General features: G+C 52.6%; 14 protein-coding genes. 5 read left to right on the forward strand and 9 right to left on the reverse strand.

The window, feature by feature from the left end; genetic code table 11:
* Positions 1-66: 66 nt before the first annotated feature.
* Positions 67-570 carry a M48 metallopeptidase family protein gene (locus tag C3D30_RS01940; protein WP_001295542.1) on the reverse strand — a complete coding sequence of 168 codons (504 nt, stop codon included), beginning with the start codon at positions 568-570 and terminating at the stop codon, positions 67-69.
* Positions 571-654: 84 nt separating this feature from the next.
* Here C3D30_RS01940 and rlmG point away from each other — a divergent pair, with 84 nt between their 5' ends.
* The 3 genes from rlmG to higA all read left to right on the forward strand — a co-directional run bounded on the left by rlmG (position 655) and on the right by higA (position 2,736).
* Positions 655-1,791, forward strand: a complete 1,137-nt coding sequence (gene rlmG, locus C3D30_RS01945) for a 23S rRNA (guanine(1835)-N(2))-methyltransferase RlmG (RefSeq protein ID WP_000018652.1) — start codon at positions 655-657, stop codon at positions 1,789-1,791.
* Positions 1,792-2,008: 217 nt separating this feature from the next.
* Positions 2,009-2,323, forward strand: a complete 315-nt coding sequence (higB, locus tag C3D30_RS01955; protein WP_105286381.1) for a type II toxin-antitoxin system toxin HigB — start codon at positions 2,009-2,011, stop codon at positions 2,321-2,323.
* Positions 2,320-2,736, forward strand: coding sequence for a type II toxin-antitoxin system antitoxin HigA (gene higA, locus C3D30_RS01960; protein ID WP_000560254.1), 417 nt, complete (start codon positions 2,320-2,322; stop codon positions 2,734-2,736). Before higB ends, higA begins: the two co-directional genes overlap by 4 nt.
* A gap of 52 nt (positions 2,737-2,788) precedes the next feature.
* Here higA and fadH read toward each other — a convergent pair whose 3' ends face one another.
* From fadH to ebgR, 7 genes are all read right to left on the reverse strand, one after another.
* Positions 2,789-4,807, reverse strand: coding sequence for an NADPH-dependent 2,4-dienoyl-CoA reductase (gene fadH, locus C3D30_RS01965; protein ID WP_105286382.1), 2,019 nt, complete (start codon positions 4,805-4,807; stop codon positions 2,789-2,791).
* A 225-nt stretch (positions 4,808-5,032) separates the two neighbouring features.
* Positions 5,033-7,384 (reverse strand): alpha-glucosidase, encoded by a 2,352-nt coding sequence (gene ygjK / locus C3D30_RS01970; RefSeq protein ID WP_105286383.1) that lies wholly within the window; start codon positions 7,382-7,384, stop codon positions 5,033-5,035.
* A 16-nt stretch (positions 7,385-7,400) separates the two neighbouring features.
* Positions 7,401-8,471, reverse strand: a complete 1,071-nt coding sequence (gene ygjJ / locus C3D30_RS01975) for a protein YgjJ (protein WP_105286384.1) — start codon at positions 8,469-8,471, stop codon at positions 7,401-7,403.
* 133 nt (positions 8,472-8,604) lie between these two features.
* The gene (locus C3D30_RS01980; RefSeq protein WP_001285444.1) at positions 8,605-10,038 is read right to left on the reverse strand and encodes an amino acid permease; all 1,434 of its coding nucleotides are present in this window, start codon (positions 10,036-10,038) and stop codon (positions 8,605-8,607) included.
* Between the two features lie 62 nt (positions 10,039-10,100).
* Complete coding sequence (locus C3D30_RS01985; RefSeq protein WP_001219943.1) at positions 10,101-10,550, reverse strand: beta-galactosidase subunit beta; 450 nt, start codon at positions 10,548-10,550, stop codon at positions 10,101-10,103.
* On the reverse strand, positions 10,547-13,639 hold the full coding sequence (gene ebgA, locus C3D30_RS01990; protein ID WP_105286385.1) for a beta-galactosidase subunit alpha: 3,093 nt from the start codon (positions 13,637-13,639) through the stop codon (positions 10,547-10,549). Before ebgA ends, C3D30_RS01985 begins: the two co-directional genes overlap by 4 nt.
* Positions 13,640-13,822: 183 nt before the next feature.
* Entirely contained in the window at positions 13,823-14,806 is a 984-nt protein-coding gene (ebgR, locus tag C3D30_RS01995; protein ID WP_000212439.1) for a transcriptional regulator EbgR, read from the reverse strand.
* Positions 14,807-15,023: 217 nt separating this feature from the next.
* Between ebgR and C3D30_RS02005 the strand changes: the two genes are divergently transcribed.
* Positions 15,024-15,356, forward strand: coding sequence for a tRNA-binding protein (locus C3D30_RS02005; protein WP_000450586.1), 333 nt, complete (start codon positions 15,024-15,026; stop codon positions 15,354-15,356).
* 41 nt (positions 15,357-15,397) lie between these two features.
* Here C3D30_RS02005 and ygjG read toward each other — a convergent pair whose 3' ends face one another.
* Positions 15,398-16,777 carry a putrescine aminotransferase gene (gene ygjG, locus C3D30_RS02010; protein WP_105286386.1) on the reverse strand — a complete coding sequence of 460 codons (1,380 nt, stop codon included), beginning with the start codon at positions 16,775-16,777 and terminating at the stop codon, positions 15,398-15,400.
* Between the two features lie 418 nt (positions 16,778-17,195).
* On the opposite strand from ygjG, the gene aer reads away from it, so the two are divergent.
* Positions 17,196-18,716: an aerotaxis sensor receptor Aer gene (aer, locus tag C3D30_RS02020; protein ID WP_016159749.1), complete on the forward strand. Its 1,521-nt coding sequence runs from the start codon at positions 17,196-17,198 to the stop codon at positions 18,714-18,716.
* Positions 18,717-18,869 lie beyond the last annotated feature (153 nt).

An 18,869-nucleotide genomic window follows, 5' to 3' on the forward strand; every position in this document is an offset into this window, starting at 1 on the left:
CTTAACGAAAAGAGGGGCGTCGATTTTAGGCGTTAATGATTGAAAATATAACGCCTGACATCATTTTCAGATTTTGTCTTGCCCAAGCGACAACTGCGTTAGCCACAGCCGGGTGTCGAACTCAAGCTGGTGGTACTGTGGCTCCATATGGCAGCACAACTGGTAGAACGCTTTGTTATGCTCTTTCTCCTTCAGGTGCGCCAGCTCGTGCACCACGATCATGCGCAAAAACGGTTCCGGCGCATTGCGAAACACGGTAGCGACGCGGATCTCCGCTTTTGCTTTCAGTTTGCCGCCCTGCACACGCGAAACAGCGGTATGTAACCCGAGCGCGTTTTTCAGCACGTGGATCTTGTTGTCATACATCACTTTATTGATCGGCGGGGCGTTACGCAGAAACTGATTTTTCAGATCCTGGGTATATTGCCAGAGTGCTTTATCGGTGGCGTAGTCGTGCGTTCCCGGATAGCGTTTTGCCAGCACATCGCCCAGACGTTGTTCATTAATCAGCGTGCGCACCTGGGAAAGTAGCTGCTCGGGATAACCCTGAAGATAAGTAAGATTGCTCATAACCGCCCACGAAAAAGAGAAAAAGGGTATACTCACGCACCCTTTTCAGGGGCAACGTCGAAATTTTATCATTCAGGAGGGTCGATGAGCCACTTAGACAACGGTTTCCGTTCACTGACACTACAACGTTTCCCGGCGACGGATGACGTTAACCCGCTGCAGGCGTGGGAAGCGGCGGATGAGTATCTGCTGCAACAGTTGGACGATACAGAAATCTGCGGCCCGGTGTTGATCCTGAATGATGCCTTCGGCGCGTTAAGCTGTGCGTTGGCAGAACATAAGCCGTACAGCATTGGCGACTCATATATCAGCGAACTGGCTACGCGCGAGAATTTACGTCTCAACGGAATTGATGAGTCGAGCGTGAAGTTTCTCGACAGCACCGCTGACTATCCGCAACAGCCGGGCGTGGTGCTGATCAAAGTACCGAAAACGCTGGCATTGCTGGAACAACAACTGCGTGCGTTGCGCAAAGTGGTCACGCCGGATACACGTATTATTGCCGGTGCCAAAGCCCGTGACATCCATACATCCACGCTGGAACTGTTTGAAAAAGTGCTCGGCCCGACCACCACCACGCTGGCATGGAAAAAAGCGCGACTGATTAACTGTACATTCAACGAGCCGCCGCTGGCCGATGCGCCGCAGACTGTTAGCTGGAAGCTGGAAGGCACTGACTGGACTATCCACAATCACGCGAATGTCTTCTCCCGCACCGGGCTGGATATTGGCGCGCGCTTCTTTATGCAACATCTGCCGGAGAATCTCGAAGGTGAGATTGTCGATCTCGGCTGTGGTAACGGCGTCATTGGCCTGACATTGCTCGATAAAAACCCGCAGGCGAAAGTGGTGTTTGTCGATGAATCACCGATGGCGGTTGCTTCCAGCCGTTTGAACGTTGAAACCAACATGCCTGAGGCGCTGGATCGCTGCGAGTTTATGATCAACAACGCGCTCTCCGGCGTGGAGCCTTTCCGTTTTAATGCTGTGCTCTGCAACCCGCCGTTTCATCAGCAACATGCGCTGACCGATAACGTCGCCTGGGAGATGTTCCACCACGCCCGCCGCTGTCTGAAAATTAACGGCGAACTGTATATCGTTGCCAACCGTCACCTGGATTACTTCCATAAACTGAAGAAGATTTTCGGCAACTGCACCACTATTGCGACGAATAATAAATTTGTAGTGCTGAAAGCAGTGAAGCTGGGGCGTCGTCGGTAAGATTGGCAGCTACCTGCCGGATGCGGCGCATCCGGCAATGCTGCTCATTTCTGGAATCTCGCTTCCATAAAACAAAAAATCCCTGTCACCGCCCCCTGCATTCTCTTGTTTGGCATTTCTCAACGTTTATTCTTCCGTCATACAGATAAATTCATTCGTTGCCAATCTGTCAACGAATGTTATCATATTGCCAATTTGTCAACGGACATGATGAAGAATGCACCTGATCACTCAAAAAGCACTGAAAGATGCTGCGGAAAAATACCCGCAACACAAAACGGAGCTGGTGGCTTTGGGGAACACGATTGCTAAGGGATATTTTAAAAAAACTGAGTCATTAAAAGCAGTGTTCCCATCTCTGGATAACTTCAAATATCTGGATAAGCATTATGTTTTCAATGTCGGGGGCAATGAATTACGTGTTGTCGCAATGGTCTTTTTTGAATCGCAAAAGTGCTACATACGTGAAGTTATGACGCACAAAGAATACGATTTCTTTACCGCCATTCATCGTACTAAGGGGAAAAAATGATTGCGATTGCCGACATCTTGCAGGCGGGAGAAAAGCTAACTGCTGTGGCACCTTTTCTGGCGGGTATCCAGAACGAAGAACAATACGCCCAGGCGCTGGAACTGGTCGATCATCTGCTGCTTAACGATCCTGAAAATCCCTTGCTGGATCTGGTGTGTGCCAAAATAACCGCGTGGGAAGAATCAGCGCCCGAATTTGCTGAATTTAATGCCATGGCTCAAGCCATGCCAGGTGGTGTTGCTGTGATTCGTACCCTGATGGATCAATACGGTTTAACCCTTTCCGATCTGCCGGAAATTGGTAGCAAATCGATGGTGTCACGCGTTTTGAACGGGAAGAGGAAATTAACGCTGGAACACGCTAAAAAACTGGCAGCGCGATTCGGTATTTCTCCCGCCTTGTTTATTGATTAATGCAACTGCCGGATGCGGCATGAACGCAGCATCCGGCACGTCAAATAACGGTTTAAATCTCCAGCGCAAGCCGTGTTCCCTGGGCAATCGCTCGGCGTGCGTCCAGCTCCATAGCCACGTCGCAGCCACCGATCAAATGCACAGTTGTTCCTGCATCGATTAAGGGTTGTGCCAGCGCGCGGTTTGGCTCCTGCCCCGCGCAGATCACCACATGATCTACCGCCAAAATTTGCGGTTCACCGTTGATCACCACATGTAGTCCGTCATCGCCAATCTTCTGATAACTTACGCCAGGGATCATTTTCACGCCTCGCGAGAGCAGGGTGGTGCGATGGATCCAGCCTGTGGTTTTACCCAGCCCCTGACCCGGTTTACTGGCTTTGCGCTGGAGCATCACAATCTGTCGTGGGCTACGGGGGATCTGCATACCTTGCGAACTTAAGCCACCGGCTTGTTGCAGGCTGCTGTCGATGCCCCATTCTGTGCAGAACCCGGCGATGTTCTGGCTGGTGGATTCACCTGGCTGGCTGAGATACATCGCCGTATCAAAACCAATCCCGCCACAACCGATAATGGCGACTTTGTTGCCCACCGGCGCTTTGTCGCGCAGTACATCGAGATAACTCAACACCTTCGGATGATCGATCCCGTCGATGGGCGGAATGCGCGGTACGATCCCACTGGCGAGGATCGTTTCGTCGAACGCCTGTAACTGATCCGCCGTCACGGTGTGATTGAGTTTCAGCGTCACGCCCGTCACTTCGATCATCCGCCGGTAGTAGCGCAGCGTTTCGTAAAACTCCTCTTTGCCAGGGATCTGTTTGGCGATATTAAACTGCCCGCCAATCTCGCTATGTGCATCAAACAACGTTACCTGATGACCACGCGCCGCCGCGTTAATGGCAAACGCCAGCCCCGCCGGACCGGCACCGACCACCGCCAGATTTTTTTTCTGCGCGGCGGGAAGGATTGGCATTTTGGTTTCATGGCAGGCGCGAGGATTCACCAGGCATGAGGTGACTTTGCCGACGAAGATCTGATCGAGGCAGGCCTGATTGCAGCCAATACAAGTGTTGATCTCATCAGCTCGCCCTGATTGCGCTTTTGACAGCAGCTCCGCATCGGCGAGAAATGGTCGCGCCATCGACACCATATCGGCATCGCCGCGCGAGAGAATATCGTCGGCAACCTGCGGATCGTTAATCCGGTTGGTGGTCACCAGCGGCAGCGAGACGTGACCTTTCAGTTTGCGCGTGACCCAGCTAAATGCGCCGCGCGGCACGGGCGTGGCGATGGTCGGAATACGCGCTTCATGCCAGCCAATGCCGGTGTTGATAATGGTCGCGCCCGCCGCTTCAATGGCCTGCGCCAGCTCTACCGTTTCGGCAAAAGTACCGCCGCCTTCTACCAGGTCGAGCATCGACAGACGGTAGATAATGATAAAGTCGTTGCCAACGCGTTCACGTACCGCACGCACTACTTCTACGGAAAACCGCATCCGATTAGGGTAATCACCGCCCCACTGGTCGCTACGCTGATTGGTGCGCAGTGTCAGAAATTCGTTGATCAAATACCCTTCGGAACCCATCACCTCTACGCCATCGTATCCGGCCTCCCGCGCCAGTTGCGCGCAGCGGGCGAAATTGTCGATCAGTTGCAGGATCTCTTCATGGCTTAACTCATGGGGAACGAAACGGTTGATGGGAGCCTGCAATGCGGAAGGTGCCACCAGATGTGGCTGGTAGCTGTAGCGCCCGGTATGCAAAATTTGCAGGGCGATTTTGCCGCCTTCCTGATGCACCGCTTCAGTAATGGTGCGATGGTGCGGGATCTGGCTGACGTCGTTGAGCATTGCGCCGCCTTCCATGCCAACGCCTGTGAAATCTGGCGCAATGCCGCCGCTGACAATCAGCGCCACGCCGTGACGGGCGCGTTCAGCATAAAACGCTGCCAGCCGTTCAGCGCCGTCCGGGTATTCCTCCAGCCCCGTGTGCATTGAACCCATCAGTACTCGGTTTTTTAACGTGGTGAAGCCTAAATCCAGCGGGGCGAACAGCGACGGGTAGCTCATAAAATTGTCCAGTATGTAAAATAATTGTTACGTGGTCGGATGAGTTCTAATTTAGCCGTCACCGGGGAAAAGGGAAAAGGGGAGTGCGGGGTTTGTGATGGGATTCAAAAAGAATACGCCCGGTGGTAACGCCGGATGCGACGCTTGCCGCGTTTTATCCGGCCTGGGGGATTGCACATGTAGGGCGGATAAGGCGTTTACGCCGCATCCGCCAGCCGTTGCAAATTACTGCTTACGGAAAAAATCGTTATACAACATATACAAATGCGCGGCACTCCAGGAGAAATTTGGTGCCCCTTGCTGCGCGCCGGTCAGCGGATTGTAATTCTCCTGAATCGGACCATCGGCGGTTAATCCTTTGGCGTGCTGGAAGAACGTATCCGCCAGCTTCAGGGCATCATCACGATAACCGTAACGCTCCATCCCTTTCAGACCAAACCAGAACTGATCCACCCATACGCGCCCGCGCCAGTAAATATCCGCGCCAAAAGCCGGATTGGTTAACGCCGCCGTTCCCAGCGGGACAAAGGTGTTGAACTCTTTGGTGTCCAGCATCACCTTCACCACCGCGTCGGCATTGGCCTGCGTTGCCGCACCGTTAAACAGCGGCGACCAGCCTTCCGGCCCTTTACCGCGCTCGACAATCGGTTTGCCTGCGCAGCCGTTTGCCAGCGGTTTATCTTCAATGCGCACGTCATAGTAGAACTGCGTAATCGGGTCGAACATACAGGTGTTGATGTAGTCCGCGAGCTGCTGCGCCAACTGGCGATAGCGTTTGGCCTCTTCCGGCTTACCGAGGATGGTTGCCATCTCCGCCAGATAATGGTTATCGCTGTACATATAGCTGGCCTGATCCACCGACTCCTGCAACAACGAGTAGCCCAGCAATGTTCCGTCCTGACTGCGGTTTTCGGCGAATTTCACCGTCCAGTCGCTACGTTTGCCGCCGTTAGCGACATATTTATCCAATTGTTCTTTGTCGATAAAACCAAAGACGGCGGCGTCATCACGCCCCGATTCCCACGACGCAGCAACCTGTGCCGGAATTTCCAGACTGTCGTACTGGCCTTTCTCCACCACGCGGGCGTAGTTGTTCAGCCCAGACTGCGTCTCTTCTTTGTCGCCTTTTTTCACCGTAAACAGCATCTCGCCGCTCTCGGTATTGTGGGCTTTATCGCGGGTCGCGCCATATTCCGGCACGCCGTTGCCGTTGTGATCGCGGTTACGTAACCACCAGTCGTGATAGGCCACCAGTTTCGGGTACATCTCTGCCAGCCAGGCTTTATCCTGGGTGACGTTGTACACTTCCATCACCGACCAGGCGGCAAGGCTGGGTTTGGTGTTACGTTCGTTCCAGTTGCCGCCGTCACCGCCGCGCTCGGGGCTAAGGTTCCACGCAATCAGGTCGGGGACAAATCCCACATCCTGCGGACGCACGGCATCGCCGGGCTGGATCTGCCAGGAGAAGACCGCGCGGATATTCTCTTTGGCGATGTCCGGATTGAAATGCGCCATCGCAAACGCCTGCTTCCAGGTATCCCATGGCCAGGTCTGATTGCCGGAGAACCAGCGCCCGGTCACCGACGGTGTGACGGTGTTAAATTTCACCGCACCTCCAGGCGAGCGCCAGTTACCGTTAAGCGTTTCGATGGCTTTCACCGCGACGCGCGTCTGTTCCGGCGTCGCATCCGGATTGGTTAACCCTTTCTTCAGATACTCTTCCCAGCGTTGCTGCGAGGCGGTGAGATAAAACGCCGGACGCGCCAGAATATCGCGGATCTGCATCTGCTCTTTGCTAACTTCCTGGGCGGTCAGCAGATGGGAATAGGTGGTATAGAGCGTCGTTGACCCGTTGATATGCGCCTTACTGGTAAAGCGATTGCCGTTGATTTCAGTCTGCACTGGCAGGGATTTATGCACCTGATATTCCGATTCGCCGGAGGTCAGTAGATCCCAGGTGGCGCGCACTTTGCTAAAGGTGACTTTCAGGCCATCACGGGTGGCGCTGATTTTGCGTTGATAGTCAGGATATTCGCCAGCAATGGTTTTATCGGAAAGCGGTTTCCCTTCTTTTGCTTCCAGTTTTTCCAGCAGCTCGCCATCCCACACCAGATCCAGCGGTTTATCGCTGGTGATTTTGGTTTCCAGTAGTGACGTGCGCGGCGTGGCGAAGCGTAGAGTCATTTCGACCTGCACATCTTTTGCTGTCAGTTTTTGCACCAGCGCGCCGGGAATACTGTATGCCTCCAGCGTGAAGTTGACTTTCTTACCGTCCTGCCAGACGGTCAGGCGGTCGAAATTGCTGGCCATAAAGTTGATGTACTCTTCCGTCAGCAGCGCAACGCCCGGAAAACCGCCCATGGTGTTCGGGCCGTCTGGCAACAGATGACCATGCCAGGCTCCGAGATCGAAAAACGGATTAAAACGCTGGTGATCGTCGTAATCGTAATCCTTCATGTACTGCGGCGCGCCAGTACGGTTAATCACGTTTTTATAATTGTCGGCGTTAGCGGCATGGGCGGAAAAGCTCATCAGCAGAGCACAGGCTACTGGCGTTAAAATAGTTTTGATTTTCATGAAATTACAGTCCTTATTACCAGTAAAAATATTGCATCAGGAAGAGTTGGTCGCTGGGATCGTTAGAGGCATTTTTCATGTAGAAGCGGCTATCGAAAGCCGTTGCGAAACGTCCGCCGCCGTATTCGTACCAGACACCAAACTGCATAAAGGAGGTGGTTTCATCGTCAGCGTGGTCAGGGCGATGTTTGGCGTAGGTGTAAGCGGTGGAGAGATAAACGCCCTTTAACGCTTCATACATGGCGCTCACCATCATCCCACTTTCGCTTCCCGGTACGTCCAGCCCGTCGGCGCGTCCGGTATGGTGCCAGGCGCGGGCAGCGAAGTTAGGGGTAAGCAGACCCGTGAGATAGAGTTGTCCTGTACCGTCGGTGATTTCCAGACCGTTCATCCAGGTGATGCCTTCGGCAAGGTCATACTGGATGTAACCGTTCATCATTGCCGGATAGGTGTATTTGTCGTCGTAGCGATCGTATTTGCCAAAATGCAGCCAGGCTTTGCTTTCGTCATGATGTCCGGCAGGTGTGGCGGTAACGCTATAACGAAAGTTGCCGCTTAAGTTCTGTACCTTCAGCGCGGTCATAATGTCGCGGGTATTGGGAATGACGTAGCCCAGATCGGGCGTGAAATCGCCCCACCATTGCAGGTCATCCAGCGAGGAATCCTGACGCAGACTGAGCATGATTTCGGTGCCATCATTGGTACGATAACCGCCATAGAAACGGTTAATCCCACCTTCGAAACCACCCCAGCTATGGTCAGGCACCCAGGCATTACCGTCGTGGTCGGCCTGTACGGTCCAGCCTTCGCCGTAAATCAGGCCGAACCAGGAGCCGTACTTCATCTCCAGGCCACCTTCAATATAGGTGCCGTCACTATATTTATGTTTATTCTCACCCTTTAAATCCATATATCCACCAACCCCTAATTCGCCGTAAAAACGAAATGAAGGAGAATATGTCGAGGTAATTGCGGGTGTTTTTGTGTCGTCATGTTCTGCTGGACGTGCTTCTTCTCCTGCCGCAGAAAAGGCGTAGCAAAACGGCAGAGCAAGTAATGCTCTGCATGGTGCAGTGATTAATTTCATTGTGTTAATCCATGAGCTAAAGAAAAAATACAGCCTTTTATCGTTGTAATTATAAAAATATAAAGGCAGAAACTATTTTCCCTCACCCCATCCAGGAAGAGGGAAAATGCCTGCTCATTTTTTATTAGTCTGCTTAATCAACATTGTTGGCCGGCGTCGCTTCAATATGGCGCTCTTCAGCCGTGAGTCCCTTTATATATTTACTGTATTTCCACCACGCAAAGCCGAGGAAGATAACAATACCGCCAACGTTATAAAAAATGATAGTCAGAATATTCGCGCCAGTCGGGAATGTCGAAGCGACAAACCCTACGGCAAATATCGCAATCAGCATTGAAACAACGATAATACCGGTGCGGCGGGAACCCATACGGAAATCGCGTGGCAGGTGATCTAATTTGGCGCGTAAATTCAGATACGCCAGCATGATGAATAACGGCGGAAGCATGGACGCTGCGGCAGTCATATTAATAATGGTATTCATCAGATCCTGCACGGTATTGGAGCCGAGCATCGGGATAATCATCAGCGGGATGACGATCAGGAACTGGATCCACGCTGCGCGCGCCGGAACGCCGTTTTCGTTCAGTTCAACGGTTTTCTTACCAAAGATGCCTTCCGGGATTTCGGAGAAGAAAATTTTCACCGGCGTTGCAGTCCACATCAGCAGGGAACCGAACATCGCAGTAAAGGAAACAAGGCCAACAAAGCGATTCATTAACGCTTCCGGCAGACCAAAATACGCCGCCATGCCGTGGAACACCTGTACCGATCCGCCGGTAAACTTCAACTCTTTGCTGCTGACGAAGACGTTAATCAGCACCGAGGAGACGGAGTACAGTACACCAATGAAAATCCCGGCGAGGATGATCACTTTAACGAACGATTTCGAACCGCCTTTGACGTCGTTAACGTACACCGCGACGGACTCCGCGCCGCCTGCGGCCATAAAGATCCAGGTGGTAACGCCGAGGAACGCCCAGTTGAAGTTCGGGATCATCGCGTCAACGGTGATCGGATCGGCAGGCTGTACGCCGCCAACCAGCGCCGTACCTGCCAGTAAAATGTAGGAGAGCGTTAACAGCAGCATTAGCGTTGAGGTCACGGAGGTGATTGGCCCCAGCATTTTCGCCCCGTTGGTAGAAACCCAGGTGGAGAAGGCGAACAGCACCATACTGATAATGGTGGTAGCAACCGGCGTCATAATATATTCGTAGCCGAGGAAGGCATATGAAGCGTAAGCAATAACGCGCGGCAACAGCGAGGTGAAAAAGAACAGGTTTACGAACCAGTAGGTATAGGCAGTAATAAATGCCCAACGTCCGCCCAGCGAGCTTTTTACCCACGCGTAGACACCGGCTTCCGAGTTTTTATTTAACGAGACAAATTCTGCGATAATCAGACAGAAGGGGATAAAATAAAAAATCGTTGCGAGGAAAAACATCGGCGCCGAGGCCAGTCCAAGCTCAATATTATTATTGATAACGTTGTTAAAGCTGTAAACGGCGGCAAAAGTCAGCGAGAGCAAGCCGAATTTGCCGATTGTATTACGTTTGGTATCAGACATAACACATCTCCGAAAATGAGTAGGGTAGCGGTGGCGGCAAACTCCTTTTGCCGCCGTAGTTGTTATTTGTTATGGAAATAACCATCTTCGATGGTGACTTTGAGAACGACTTTTTTGACCGCGTTATTGCAGATAAACCGATATGCTTCATGGATATCGCAAATAACGATTTGCCCTTCGTGGACCTCTACGGTTTCTCCGCAGCCTTTTAAATATTCACGGTCAGTTTCATCACGATAATATTCCACGACCTGTAATGTCTCTTTCGGCGCATATTCAATTTTTTGCTGCCCTTGCAGGTAGTAATGCACTTCAAAATAGCGTCGATGCCCGGTAAATAGCGCATCGGTCGCGGAGTCATTTTCCACACGGTAGGTCAATGAGTCACCGATGGAGTGGGCGACGCCAGGCTGAATGTTGTCGATATTTTCAATCGCTTCAACGCAGCGTTGCCACTTCTTGCCAGAGGCGTAAATCTGGCGGAACTGTTCTAAGTTATCGATGATCCTCATTGCTTATTCTCGCTGTGCAAATTCGTGGAAAAGAATCCTGCGCCGAACTCATACGACGCCAGGCTTTGCGCGGTGGCTTCTCCGCCAGAAACCGGCAGCAACGTAAAGCCGTAGCTGAAGTCACGGAACCAGACGCGCCAGGAGTCCAGCACCTCGCTGCCCCAAGAGTTGGAGCCGAGGCCAAGCAGTTGGTGGTCAAGATTCAGGGTGATGTCATCACTGCGCTGAAGTTCGTTGCAGTGTTGCGCGGCGTGGATGTTCTCCTGGGTGTAGTGCCAGGCGCTGAAGTTAATTGGGTGCTGCGGAACCACCAGCAGTCCGTTGCCGTGGCGATTAGTTAGTGCCGTCCAGCGAACATGCTGACGGTTGCCGTTGTTCTGCGGGAAGGGATAGTTCTCAAACATGGCATCGACGTTACTGCGCCAGATATCGATGATGTTAGCCTGCTGGCTGTCGGCGTAGTTTTCGCCCGGCCCGCGTCCGTAATACGCCACCTGGTCGTATTCGCCGTTAATCCCTATGGTGAAACCGATGCATGGAATGATGTGCGGATAGTCGCCGTAACGCTCGCCGGAAAGCGCCACGTTAACCTGGCCATCGGCAGCGATGCGCCAGATGTAGGTGCAGCGCATCCCGAAGTCAAACACCGGCGGGGCTATAACCGTGCGGCTGATGATCAACACTTCACCATCGCTCTGTTCTACGGCAAAGTCGCGCAGATGTTCCTGCATGATCTGCAAATGATTCGGCTGCCACAGCCCTTCGTACTCCTGCTTGTGGTTGTCGATCATTGGTTTGAAGAAGTTGATCTTTGGCTCGCGGGTCAGCAGCGACTCGCCATTCACCTGCCAGGATGTCGGTTTGCCACTCATTTTTGAGAAGGTGATCGCGAAGTTGTAGCCGCGAACGGTGCAACTCAAACGATCGTCTTCCAGCGTCAGCGGACGAGCATTATTCGGCGCGAAAGGCACCGGCTGTGCGGTGTTTTCCTTCAGCGGGAACTGATAAGTGGCGATAGGGTGTCCGGCTTCGCTGTAGCGGGTGCGGGAATCCTTGGTCACCGTAATGTTGAGGAACGCTTCGCGGGCGTCCAGTTGCGGCAGCGTAATGTGCAATGGCGCTTCGCTGTTTGGTGCAACGTCGCGCAGTTTAATCTGCTGCGTCGCGAGCGTTTCACCTTCGGCGCGCACGTCTACGTGCAGGGTGTAGTCATCAAGCGTGGTAAACCACAGTTTATTTTCTACTTTCAGCTCGCCGCGAGTCAGATCCAGCGCGTGGATTTTAACCGGCGCAATAACCTGTTTGTACTCTTTCAGACCTGGTCCCGGCGTTTGATCGGAATAGATCAAACCATCAAGACAGAAGTTATAGTTGTTGGGATAGTCGCCGTAATCGCCGCCGAATTTATACCAGACGTTGCCGTTGTCATCCTGCGCCTGGATCCCGTGGTCGCACCATTCCCAGACATAATGTCCCTGAATGCAATCGTGCTTATAGAAGACGTTCTGGTATTCCGTTAGCCCGCCCGGTCCGTTCCCCATCGCATGAGCGTATTCGCAGATGATACGCGGCTTCGGATGCGGATATTCACCAAACTCATTCATCAGCGGCACGCGGGTGTACATGGTGGAAATAATATCGACCACTTCAGCATCGCGATCTTCTTCGTAGTGCACCAGACGCGTGTCATCGAGCGCCTTCGCCGCGTGGTACATCGCGCGGATGTTACAGCCATAGCCGGATTCGTTGCCCAGCGACCAGATGATGATCGACGGATGGTTTTTCTGCGCGTGAATATGGCGAACGATGCGCTCGACGTAGACCTTTTCCCACTGCGGATCGTCGGTTATGCGGCTGATATCGCCGACGTTAGCAAAGCCGTGCGATTCGACGTCGGTTTCCGCCATCACAAACAGGCCGTAGATATCACACAGTTCGTAGAAACGCGGATCGTTCGGGTAGTGAGCGGTACGCACGGAGTTGATGTTGTGCTGTTTCATCAACTGAAGATCTTTCTCGACGCGATCCATCCCAACGGCGCGGCCTTTGCGATGATCGTTGTCGTGACGATTGACGCCGTGCAGCATCACATAACGGTTATTGATCCAGAACAGACCGTCGCGCACTTTGATATCACGGAAGCCGACGCGTTGTGGCACCACTTCCAGAACGTTGCCGTCGACGTCTTTCAGCGTCATGACCAGATGGTAAAGATAAGGAGATTCTGCCGACCATTGCTGCGGCTGTTCGACAGTAAAAGCAAAGCTGGCGCTGGTTATTTTTTCAATTGCCAGATGAGGAATGGCGCTGCTGTGCACCACGCGTTCGCCATCAAACAGGGTATATTCCAGCGTCGTTACGACAGGGGAGGCGGCGAGGTTTTCCAGCACCACTTCGCAGGAGAGCGTGGCATCGCAATAGGCTTCGTCAAAGTCGGTACGAACGGTGAAATCGTTAATATGCGTCGGTTGTTTACCGATCAGATAAACATCGCGGAAGATCCCTGCCGACCACCACATATCCTGGTCTTCCACGTAGGTGGAATCCGCCCACTGCATCACGCGCACACATAACAGGTTGTCGCCGGTTTTTACCATCGCACTGATGTCAAACTCTGCGGTCAGGCGACTGCCCTTGCTGAAACCCACATACTGACCGTTAACGTAAACTTCAAAATAGGTTTCGACGCCGTCAAATTTAATCAGTGTCTGCTTGCCCTGCCATCCGTCGCTGAGGGTGAAAATACGTTGATAGGCACCGGTTGGGTTATCGCTGGGGACAAATGGCACATCGATGGGGAACGGAAAACCTTCGTCGGTATATTGCAGTTTGCCGTGGCCTTCCATTTGCCACATGGCGGGGACGGTAATGTCCCCCCAGTCAGCCATTAACTCGGAAGTGAAGGCTTCTGGCACTTGCAACGGATGGTCAAAAAAATGGAAATTCCACTGACCGCTTAAGGGCAGAAACAGGCTGCTGGTTTCGCGGGCAAAGGTACGCGCCTGCGTAACAGAATCATATGAAAAAAAGTACGCACGCGGCGCAAGTCGGTTTTCGTGGGTGAGCTGAATGTTTTCCCAGCGATTCATAGGGCCTCCCGGTGGAGAGAAATCGGAACCATTCGTGGTGATGGTAGTTTGTGTAATTGCTGGGGAGTTTAGTAAAATTTTTACTAAAAAGTAGCGGGTAAATGCATTTACTTTAACTGGATCACGAAAATAAACGGCAGCACTGTCCGGCAAAAACGATTGCCGGACAGTGTGTAAGGGGATTTAGCGGGTGGTGCCGCGCAGTTTTAATTTGCTGGGAACGAACACTAACAGCGGCAGCGCGCGACCATCGCGAGCCTTTTCATACAACAGGTTAACGCCCTGGCTTCCCATCATTTCGGAATGGATGCGCACGGTTGAGAGCGGCGGAAAGGTAAATCGCGCGGTGGGGATGTCGTTGACGCTGATAAGCGAAATATCCTGCGGGATGTTCAGGCCGCGTTCATGAATTGCCCGCAGTACGCCAATGGCAATGGAGTCGGAAGCAACAAACAACGCCTTCGGGTAGTCTTCCCGCGCCAGCATTTGCTTTGCCAGTTCATAGCCCGACGAACTGGAAAAACCGCCGCGCCAGATGTCCTCTTCGCGTACCACTTGCTTCAGTCGGCCATATTCCGCAAAGGCGACCTCACGAATATCCGCCTTGCCAGGCTCATCTTCGCCGCCAATAAAACCAATACGATTAACGCCCTGATCGATGTAGAAGTCGATGATTTCCTTACTGATGCGTGCCAGATCGATATCCACCGCATCGTAACCGCTGCCGGGTTCGTGAAAGTCGATAAAACAGATATTGTCGGTCAATGCGCTGGCGGCGGCGCGCAGGGCAGGCGTGGGTTTGCCGACAATCAAAATGCCGGTGACGTTTTTAATGTCCGGCAAGCCGTTGTGTTCATAACAGTTGGTCAGTTCGATCGCCAGCTTTTCGCACTGGGTTTCAATGCCGTGGCGGATCGCCAGATAGTAAGGATCGTTGATCTCCAGCTCCTGTTGGTAGCTGTAGATAGCCAGAATATGGTGTTGGTTGACTGCGCCTGTCTGTAGTTTACGGGCGCTACTGGTCTTGTACTCCAGCTTTTCGGCGATCTCGAGAATGCGATGTTTCGTCTCTTCTTTCACATTCAACGTCGGATCGTCATTTAAGACCCTGGATACTGTCGCCAGGGATACGCCAGCTTCGATTGCGATGTCTTTTAGTGTTGCCATGTTTACCTTTTTTACTTTCCCTGATGTGCGTCTCCATTGTAGAGGAAGTGCTTATCGGGTCACCTGTTTTCAGTAAATAAAGCGCGTTTCTTTGACGCTGTAACGGTAACACAGCGGCTCACGAATGTGATCACGCCTGCATTCTCCATTTTTAGCCTACAGGATTGAGAAAAACCTTTGCTATAGTTTAGTAAAATTTTACTTGAGGGAGGGAACAATGGAAACCGTGGCTTACGCTGATTTTGCACGTCTGGAAATGCGCGTCGGGAAAATTGTGGATGTGAAACGCCATGAAAACGCCGACAAGCTGTACATCGTACAGGTTGATGTGGGGGAAAAAACGCTGCAAACCGTGACCAGCCTGGTGCCGTACTACAGCGAAGAAGAGCTGATGGGGAAAACGGTGGTGGTCTTGTGCAATCTGCAAAAAGCGAAAATGCGCGGTGAAACCTCGGAATGCATGCTGTTGTGTGCGGAAACCGATGACGGCAGTGAAAGCGTACTGTTAACGCCGGAACGGATGATGCCTGCGGGCGTGCGAATCGTATAAAGAGATCGGATGGCGACGTTGCATCGCCATCCGATTTGATATTACGCTTCTTCGACACTTACTCGCATGGCCGCCAGCGCCTTACGCGCCGCTTTGATCACCAGTTCACACTGTTCAATGGTCAGCGTCAGTGGCGGTTCAATGCGGATCGTTTTGGCATTGTTGAGCGTTCCGGCGACCAGCACACGCTGGCGGAACATCTCGCTGGCAAAGTTGTAGCCGATTTCGTTATCAACAAACTCAATCGCCATCAACATCCCTTTACCACGCGCTTCCTGTACCAGATCGGGATATTCCCGCGCCAGTTGACGGAAACCGTCCAGCAACATATCGCCTTTTTGTTCAGCCTGAGCCGATAAGTTCTGCTCCAGCAACACATTGATGGTCGCCAGCGCCGCCGCACAGGCCAGCGGGTTGCCACCAAAGGTGGTGGTATGCAGGAACGGGTTGTCGAACAGGACTGAGAACACCTCTTCGGTAGCAATAGTTGCGCCAATTGGCATCACGCCGCCGCCGAGGGCTTTCGCCAGACACAGGATGTCCGGCTGAACGTTCTCATGCTCGCAGGCGAACATCTTGCCCGTGCGCCCCATGCCCGTTTGCACTTCATCGAGGATCATCAGTGCGCCGAACTCATCGCACAGCTTACGCACGGCGGTGAGATAGCCCGGCGGCGGCAGAATGACGCCACCTTCGCCCTGAATCGGCTCAAGGATCACCGCAGCCACATCATCACCGGTTTTTTTGCACTCGCTAAGGGCCGTGCGCATGGCTTCGATATTGCCAAACGGTACATGACGGAAGCCCGGCAGCAGCGGCATAAACGGTTTGCGGAAGGTCGATTTCGCCGTGGCTGACAGCGCGCCAAGCGATTTACCGTGGAACGCGCCGCTGGTGGCGATAAAAGTAAACTTGCCGCGCGGTGACTGATAAGCCTTCGCCAGTTTCAGCGCCGCTTCAACGGACTCGGTGCCGCTATTACAGAAGAAGCTGTATTTCAGTTTACCGGGCGTTAGCGCAGCAAGGGTTTTCGCCAGCATCGCCCGTAATGGGTCGAGCAGCTCCTGGCTGTGCAGCGGTTGTTTCGCAAGTTGATTCTGTACGGCGGAAACCACAACTGGATTACGGTGCCCCACGTTGAAAATTCCAAAACCTCCCAGGCAGTCGATAAACTCCTGTCCCTGGGTGTCGACAAGCGTATTTAAACCTCCCGCTTGCCACTCTACGGCTCCGTAATCCCCGCCGGCGGTAACAGATTTGCGATACTCTAAAAACCCCGGGTTGACATGCTCTTTGAAGTATTCAATCACCTCGCGGTTAAGTGCTTTCATCTCCTCATGATCCAGCGTTCGCTTCTCTATGAGATTCAGGGCGTGGGCGCTGCACGCTAAAGCTGATGCGCTCGAAGGTAACCTGTTCAAAATATGCTCCAGAGGCTCGCGTATCACATGATACCGATTTAAGTATTGCAGGGATTGCGCCACTCCGGTTGCGATCGCGAAAATCGGGATAAACACAAATTACGTTATCATTTATGCAACATTTAATTCCAATTGTTAACCATTGTTGTTATTTTGCACGATTTTTATCGGGCGCACCTCCTGTTATCAAGGAGTAAATGCACCATGCCAGGGCAATAATTGCCTGATTGTTGAGCAATATAATAAACGTGCCGGGATAGTACCCAAATGAAAGTATTTTAAATCAATGAATTAGGTTTTGTGCTTTAATCGAAAATTGCGATCTAAATCAAATTAAACCACTAAAGATAACCGCACCGGAGCCGACATAACTTCTGACAAGAAGTTAACAACAATATAACCTGCACAGGACGCGATTATGTCTTCTCATCCGTATGTCACCCAGCAAAATATCCCGCTGGCTGACGATACCACTCTGATGTCTACTACCAATCTACAAAGCTATATCACACATGCTAATGACACTTTTGTGCAGGTTAGCGGCTATACCTTGCAAGAGCTACAGGGGCAGCCGCATAACATGGTGCGCCATCCGGATATGCCAAAAGCGGCCTTTGCTGATATGTGGTACACCCTGAAACAGGGAGAACCCTGGAGTGGTATTGTGAAAAATCGGCACAAAAATGGCGATCATTACTGGGTGCGAGCGAATGTGGTGCCGATGGTGCGCGAGGGCAAAATTAGTGGGTATATGTCGATTCGCACGCGGGCGACGGATGACGAGATCGCAGCGGTAGAGCCGCTGTACAAGGCGCTGAATGCCGGACGCACAAATAAGCGTATTCATAAAGGTCTGGTGGTGCGTAAAGGCTGGCTGGGAAAACTGCCTTCATTGCCGCTTCGCTGGCGGGCGCGTGGAGTGATGGCGCTGATGTTTATCGTGCTGGCGGCCATGCTTTGGTTTGTTGCTGCCCCGGTGGTGACGTATTTCCTCTGCGCGTTAGTGATGTTGCTGGCAACTGTCTGTTTTGAATGGCAGATAGTGCGCCCGATAGAAAATGTTGCCCGTCAGGCACTGAAGGTGGCGACCGGAGAACGTAATAGTGTTGAGCATTTGAATCGCAGCGATGAGCTGGGGCTGACATTACGCGCGGTAGGGCAGCTTGGCCTGATGTGCCGCTGGTTGATTAATGATGTCTCAAGCCAGGTGTCCAGCGTCAGAAACGGCAGCGAGACGCTGGCGAAAGGCACAGATGAACTGAATGAGCATACTCAGCAGACGGTAGATAACGTTCAGCAAACGGTGGCGACCATGAACCAGATGGCAGCGTCGGTAAAACAGAACTCTGCCACGGCGTCGGCTGCCGATAAACTTTCTATTACCGCCAGTAATGCGGCGGTGCAGGGCGGGGAAGCGATGACCACGGTGATCAAGACGATGGATGATATTGCTGATAGTACCCAGCGTATTGGCACCATTACTTCGCTGATTAACGATATTGCGTTTCAGACCAATATCCTCGCTCTGAATGCAGCGGTGGAAGCGGCGCGCGCCGGAGAACAAGGCAAAGGTTTCGCGGTGGTTGCGGGGGAGGTGCGTCATTTAGCCAGCCGCAGCGCCAATGCTGCCAACGATATTCGCAAGCTGATTGATGCCAGTGCTGATAAGGTGCAATCCGGTTCGCAACAGGTACACGCCGCCGGACGGACGATGGACGATATTGTGGTGCAGGTAAAAAACGTCACGCAGTTGATCGCCCAGATCAGCCATTCAACGCTGGAACAGGCCGATGGGCTTTCCTGCCTGACCCGTGCGGTAGATGAGCTTAACCTGATCACCCAGAAAAACGCCGAACTGGTGGAAGAGAGTGCGCAGGTGTCGGCAATGGTGAAACACCGCGCCAGCCGACTGGAAGACGCGGTGACGGTGCTGCATTAATCGGTGTGCCGCATTCGGCGGTTGGTACACAATGCCTGATGCGATGCTGGCGCATCTTATCAGGCCTACGGGTGGGTGTAGGCGGATAAGGTGTTTACGCTGTATCCGGCAGTTGGAGCACAATGCCTGATGCGATGCTGACGCATCTTATCA

It is taken from the genome of Escherichia sp. MOD1-EC5433 (assembly GCF_002966005.1).
GTDB lineage: Bacteria > Pseudomonadota > Gammaproteobacteria > Enterobacterales > Enterobacteriaceae > Escherichia > Escherichia ruysiae.

What these genes read in the sequence shown, in the direction of transcription:
- C3D30_RS01940 (WP_001295542.1), bottom strand. Translation starts at nt 570, where the DNA reads ATGAGCAATCTTACTTATCTTCAGGGTTATCCCGAGCAGCTACTTTCC.
- rlmG (WP_000018652.1), top strand. Translation starts at nt 655, where the DNA reads ATGAGCCACTTAGACAACGGTTTCCGTTCACTGACACTACAACGTTTC.
- higB (WP_105286381.1), top strand. Translation starts at nt 2,009, where the DNA reads ATGCACCTGATCACTCAAAAAGCACTGAAAGATGCTGCGGAAAAATAC.
- higA (WP_000560254.1), top strand. Translation starts at nt 2,320, where the DNA reads ATGATTGCGATTGCCGACATCTTGCAGGCGGGAGAAAAGCTAACTGCT.
- fadH (WP_105286382.1), bottom strand. Translation starts at nt 4,807, where the DNA reads ATGAGCTACCCGTCGCTGTTCGCCCCGCTGGATTTAGGCTTCACCACG.
- ygjK (WP_105286383.1), bottom strand. Translation starts at nt 7,384, where the DNA reads ATGAAAATCAAAACTATTTTAACGCCAGTAGCCTGTGCTCTGCTGATG.
- ygjJ (WP_105286384.1), bottom strand. Translation starts at nt 8,471, where the DNA reads ATGAAATTAATCACTGCACCATGCAGAGCATTACTTGCTCTGCCGTTT.
- C3D30_RS01980 (WP_001285444.1), bottom strand. Translation starts at nt 10,038, where the DNA reads ATGTCTGATACCAAACGTAATACAATCGGCAAATTCGGCTTGCTCTCG.
- C3D30_RS01985 (WP_001219943.1), bottom strand. Translation starts at nt 10,550, where the DNA reads ATGAGGATCATCGATAACTTAGAACAGTTCCGCCAGATTTACGCCTCT.
- ebgA (WP_105286385.1), bottom strand. Translation starts at nt 13,639, where the DNA reads ATGAATCGCTGGGAAAACATTCAGCTCACCCACGAAAACCGACTTGCG.
- ebgR (WP_000212439.1), bottom strand. Translation starts at nt 14,806, where the DNA reads ATGGCAACACTAAAAGACATCGCAATCGAAGCTGGCGTATCCCTGGCG.
- C3D30_RS02005 (WP_000450586.1), top strand. Translation starts at nt 15,024, where the DNA reads ATGGAAACCGTGGCTTACGCTGATTTTGCACGTCTGGAAATGCGCGTC.
- aer (WP_016159749.1), top strand. Translation starts at nt 17,196, where the DNA reads ATGTCTTCTCATCCGTATGTCACCCAGCAAAATATCCCGCTGGCTGAC.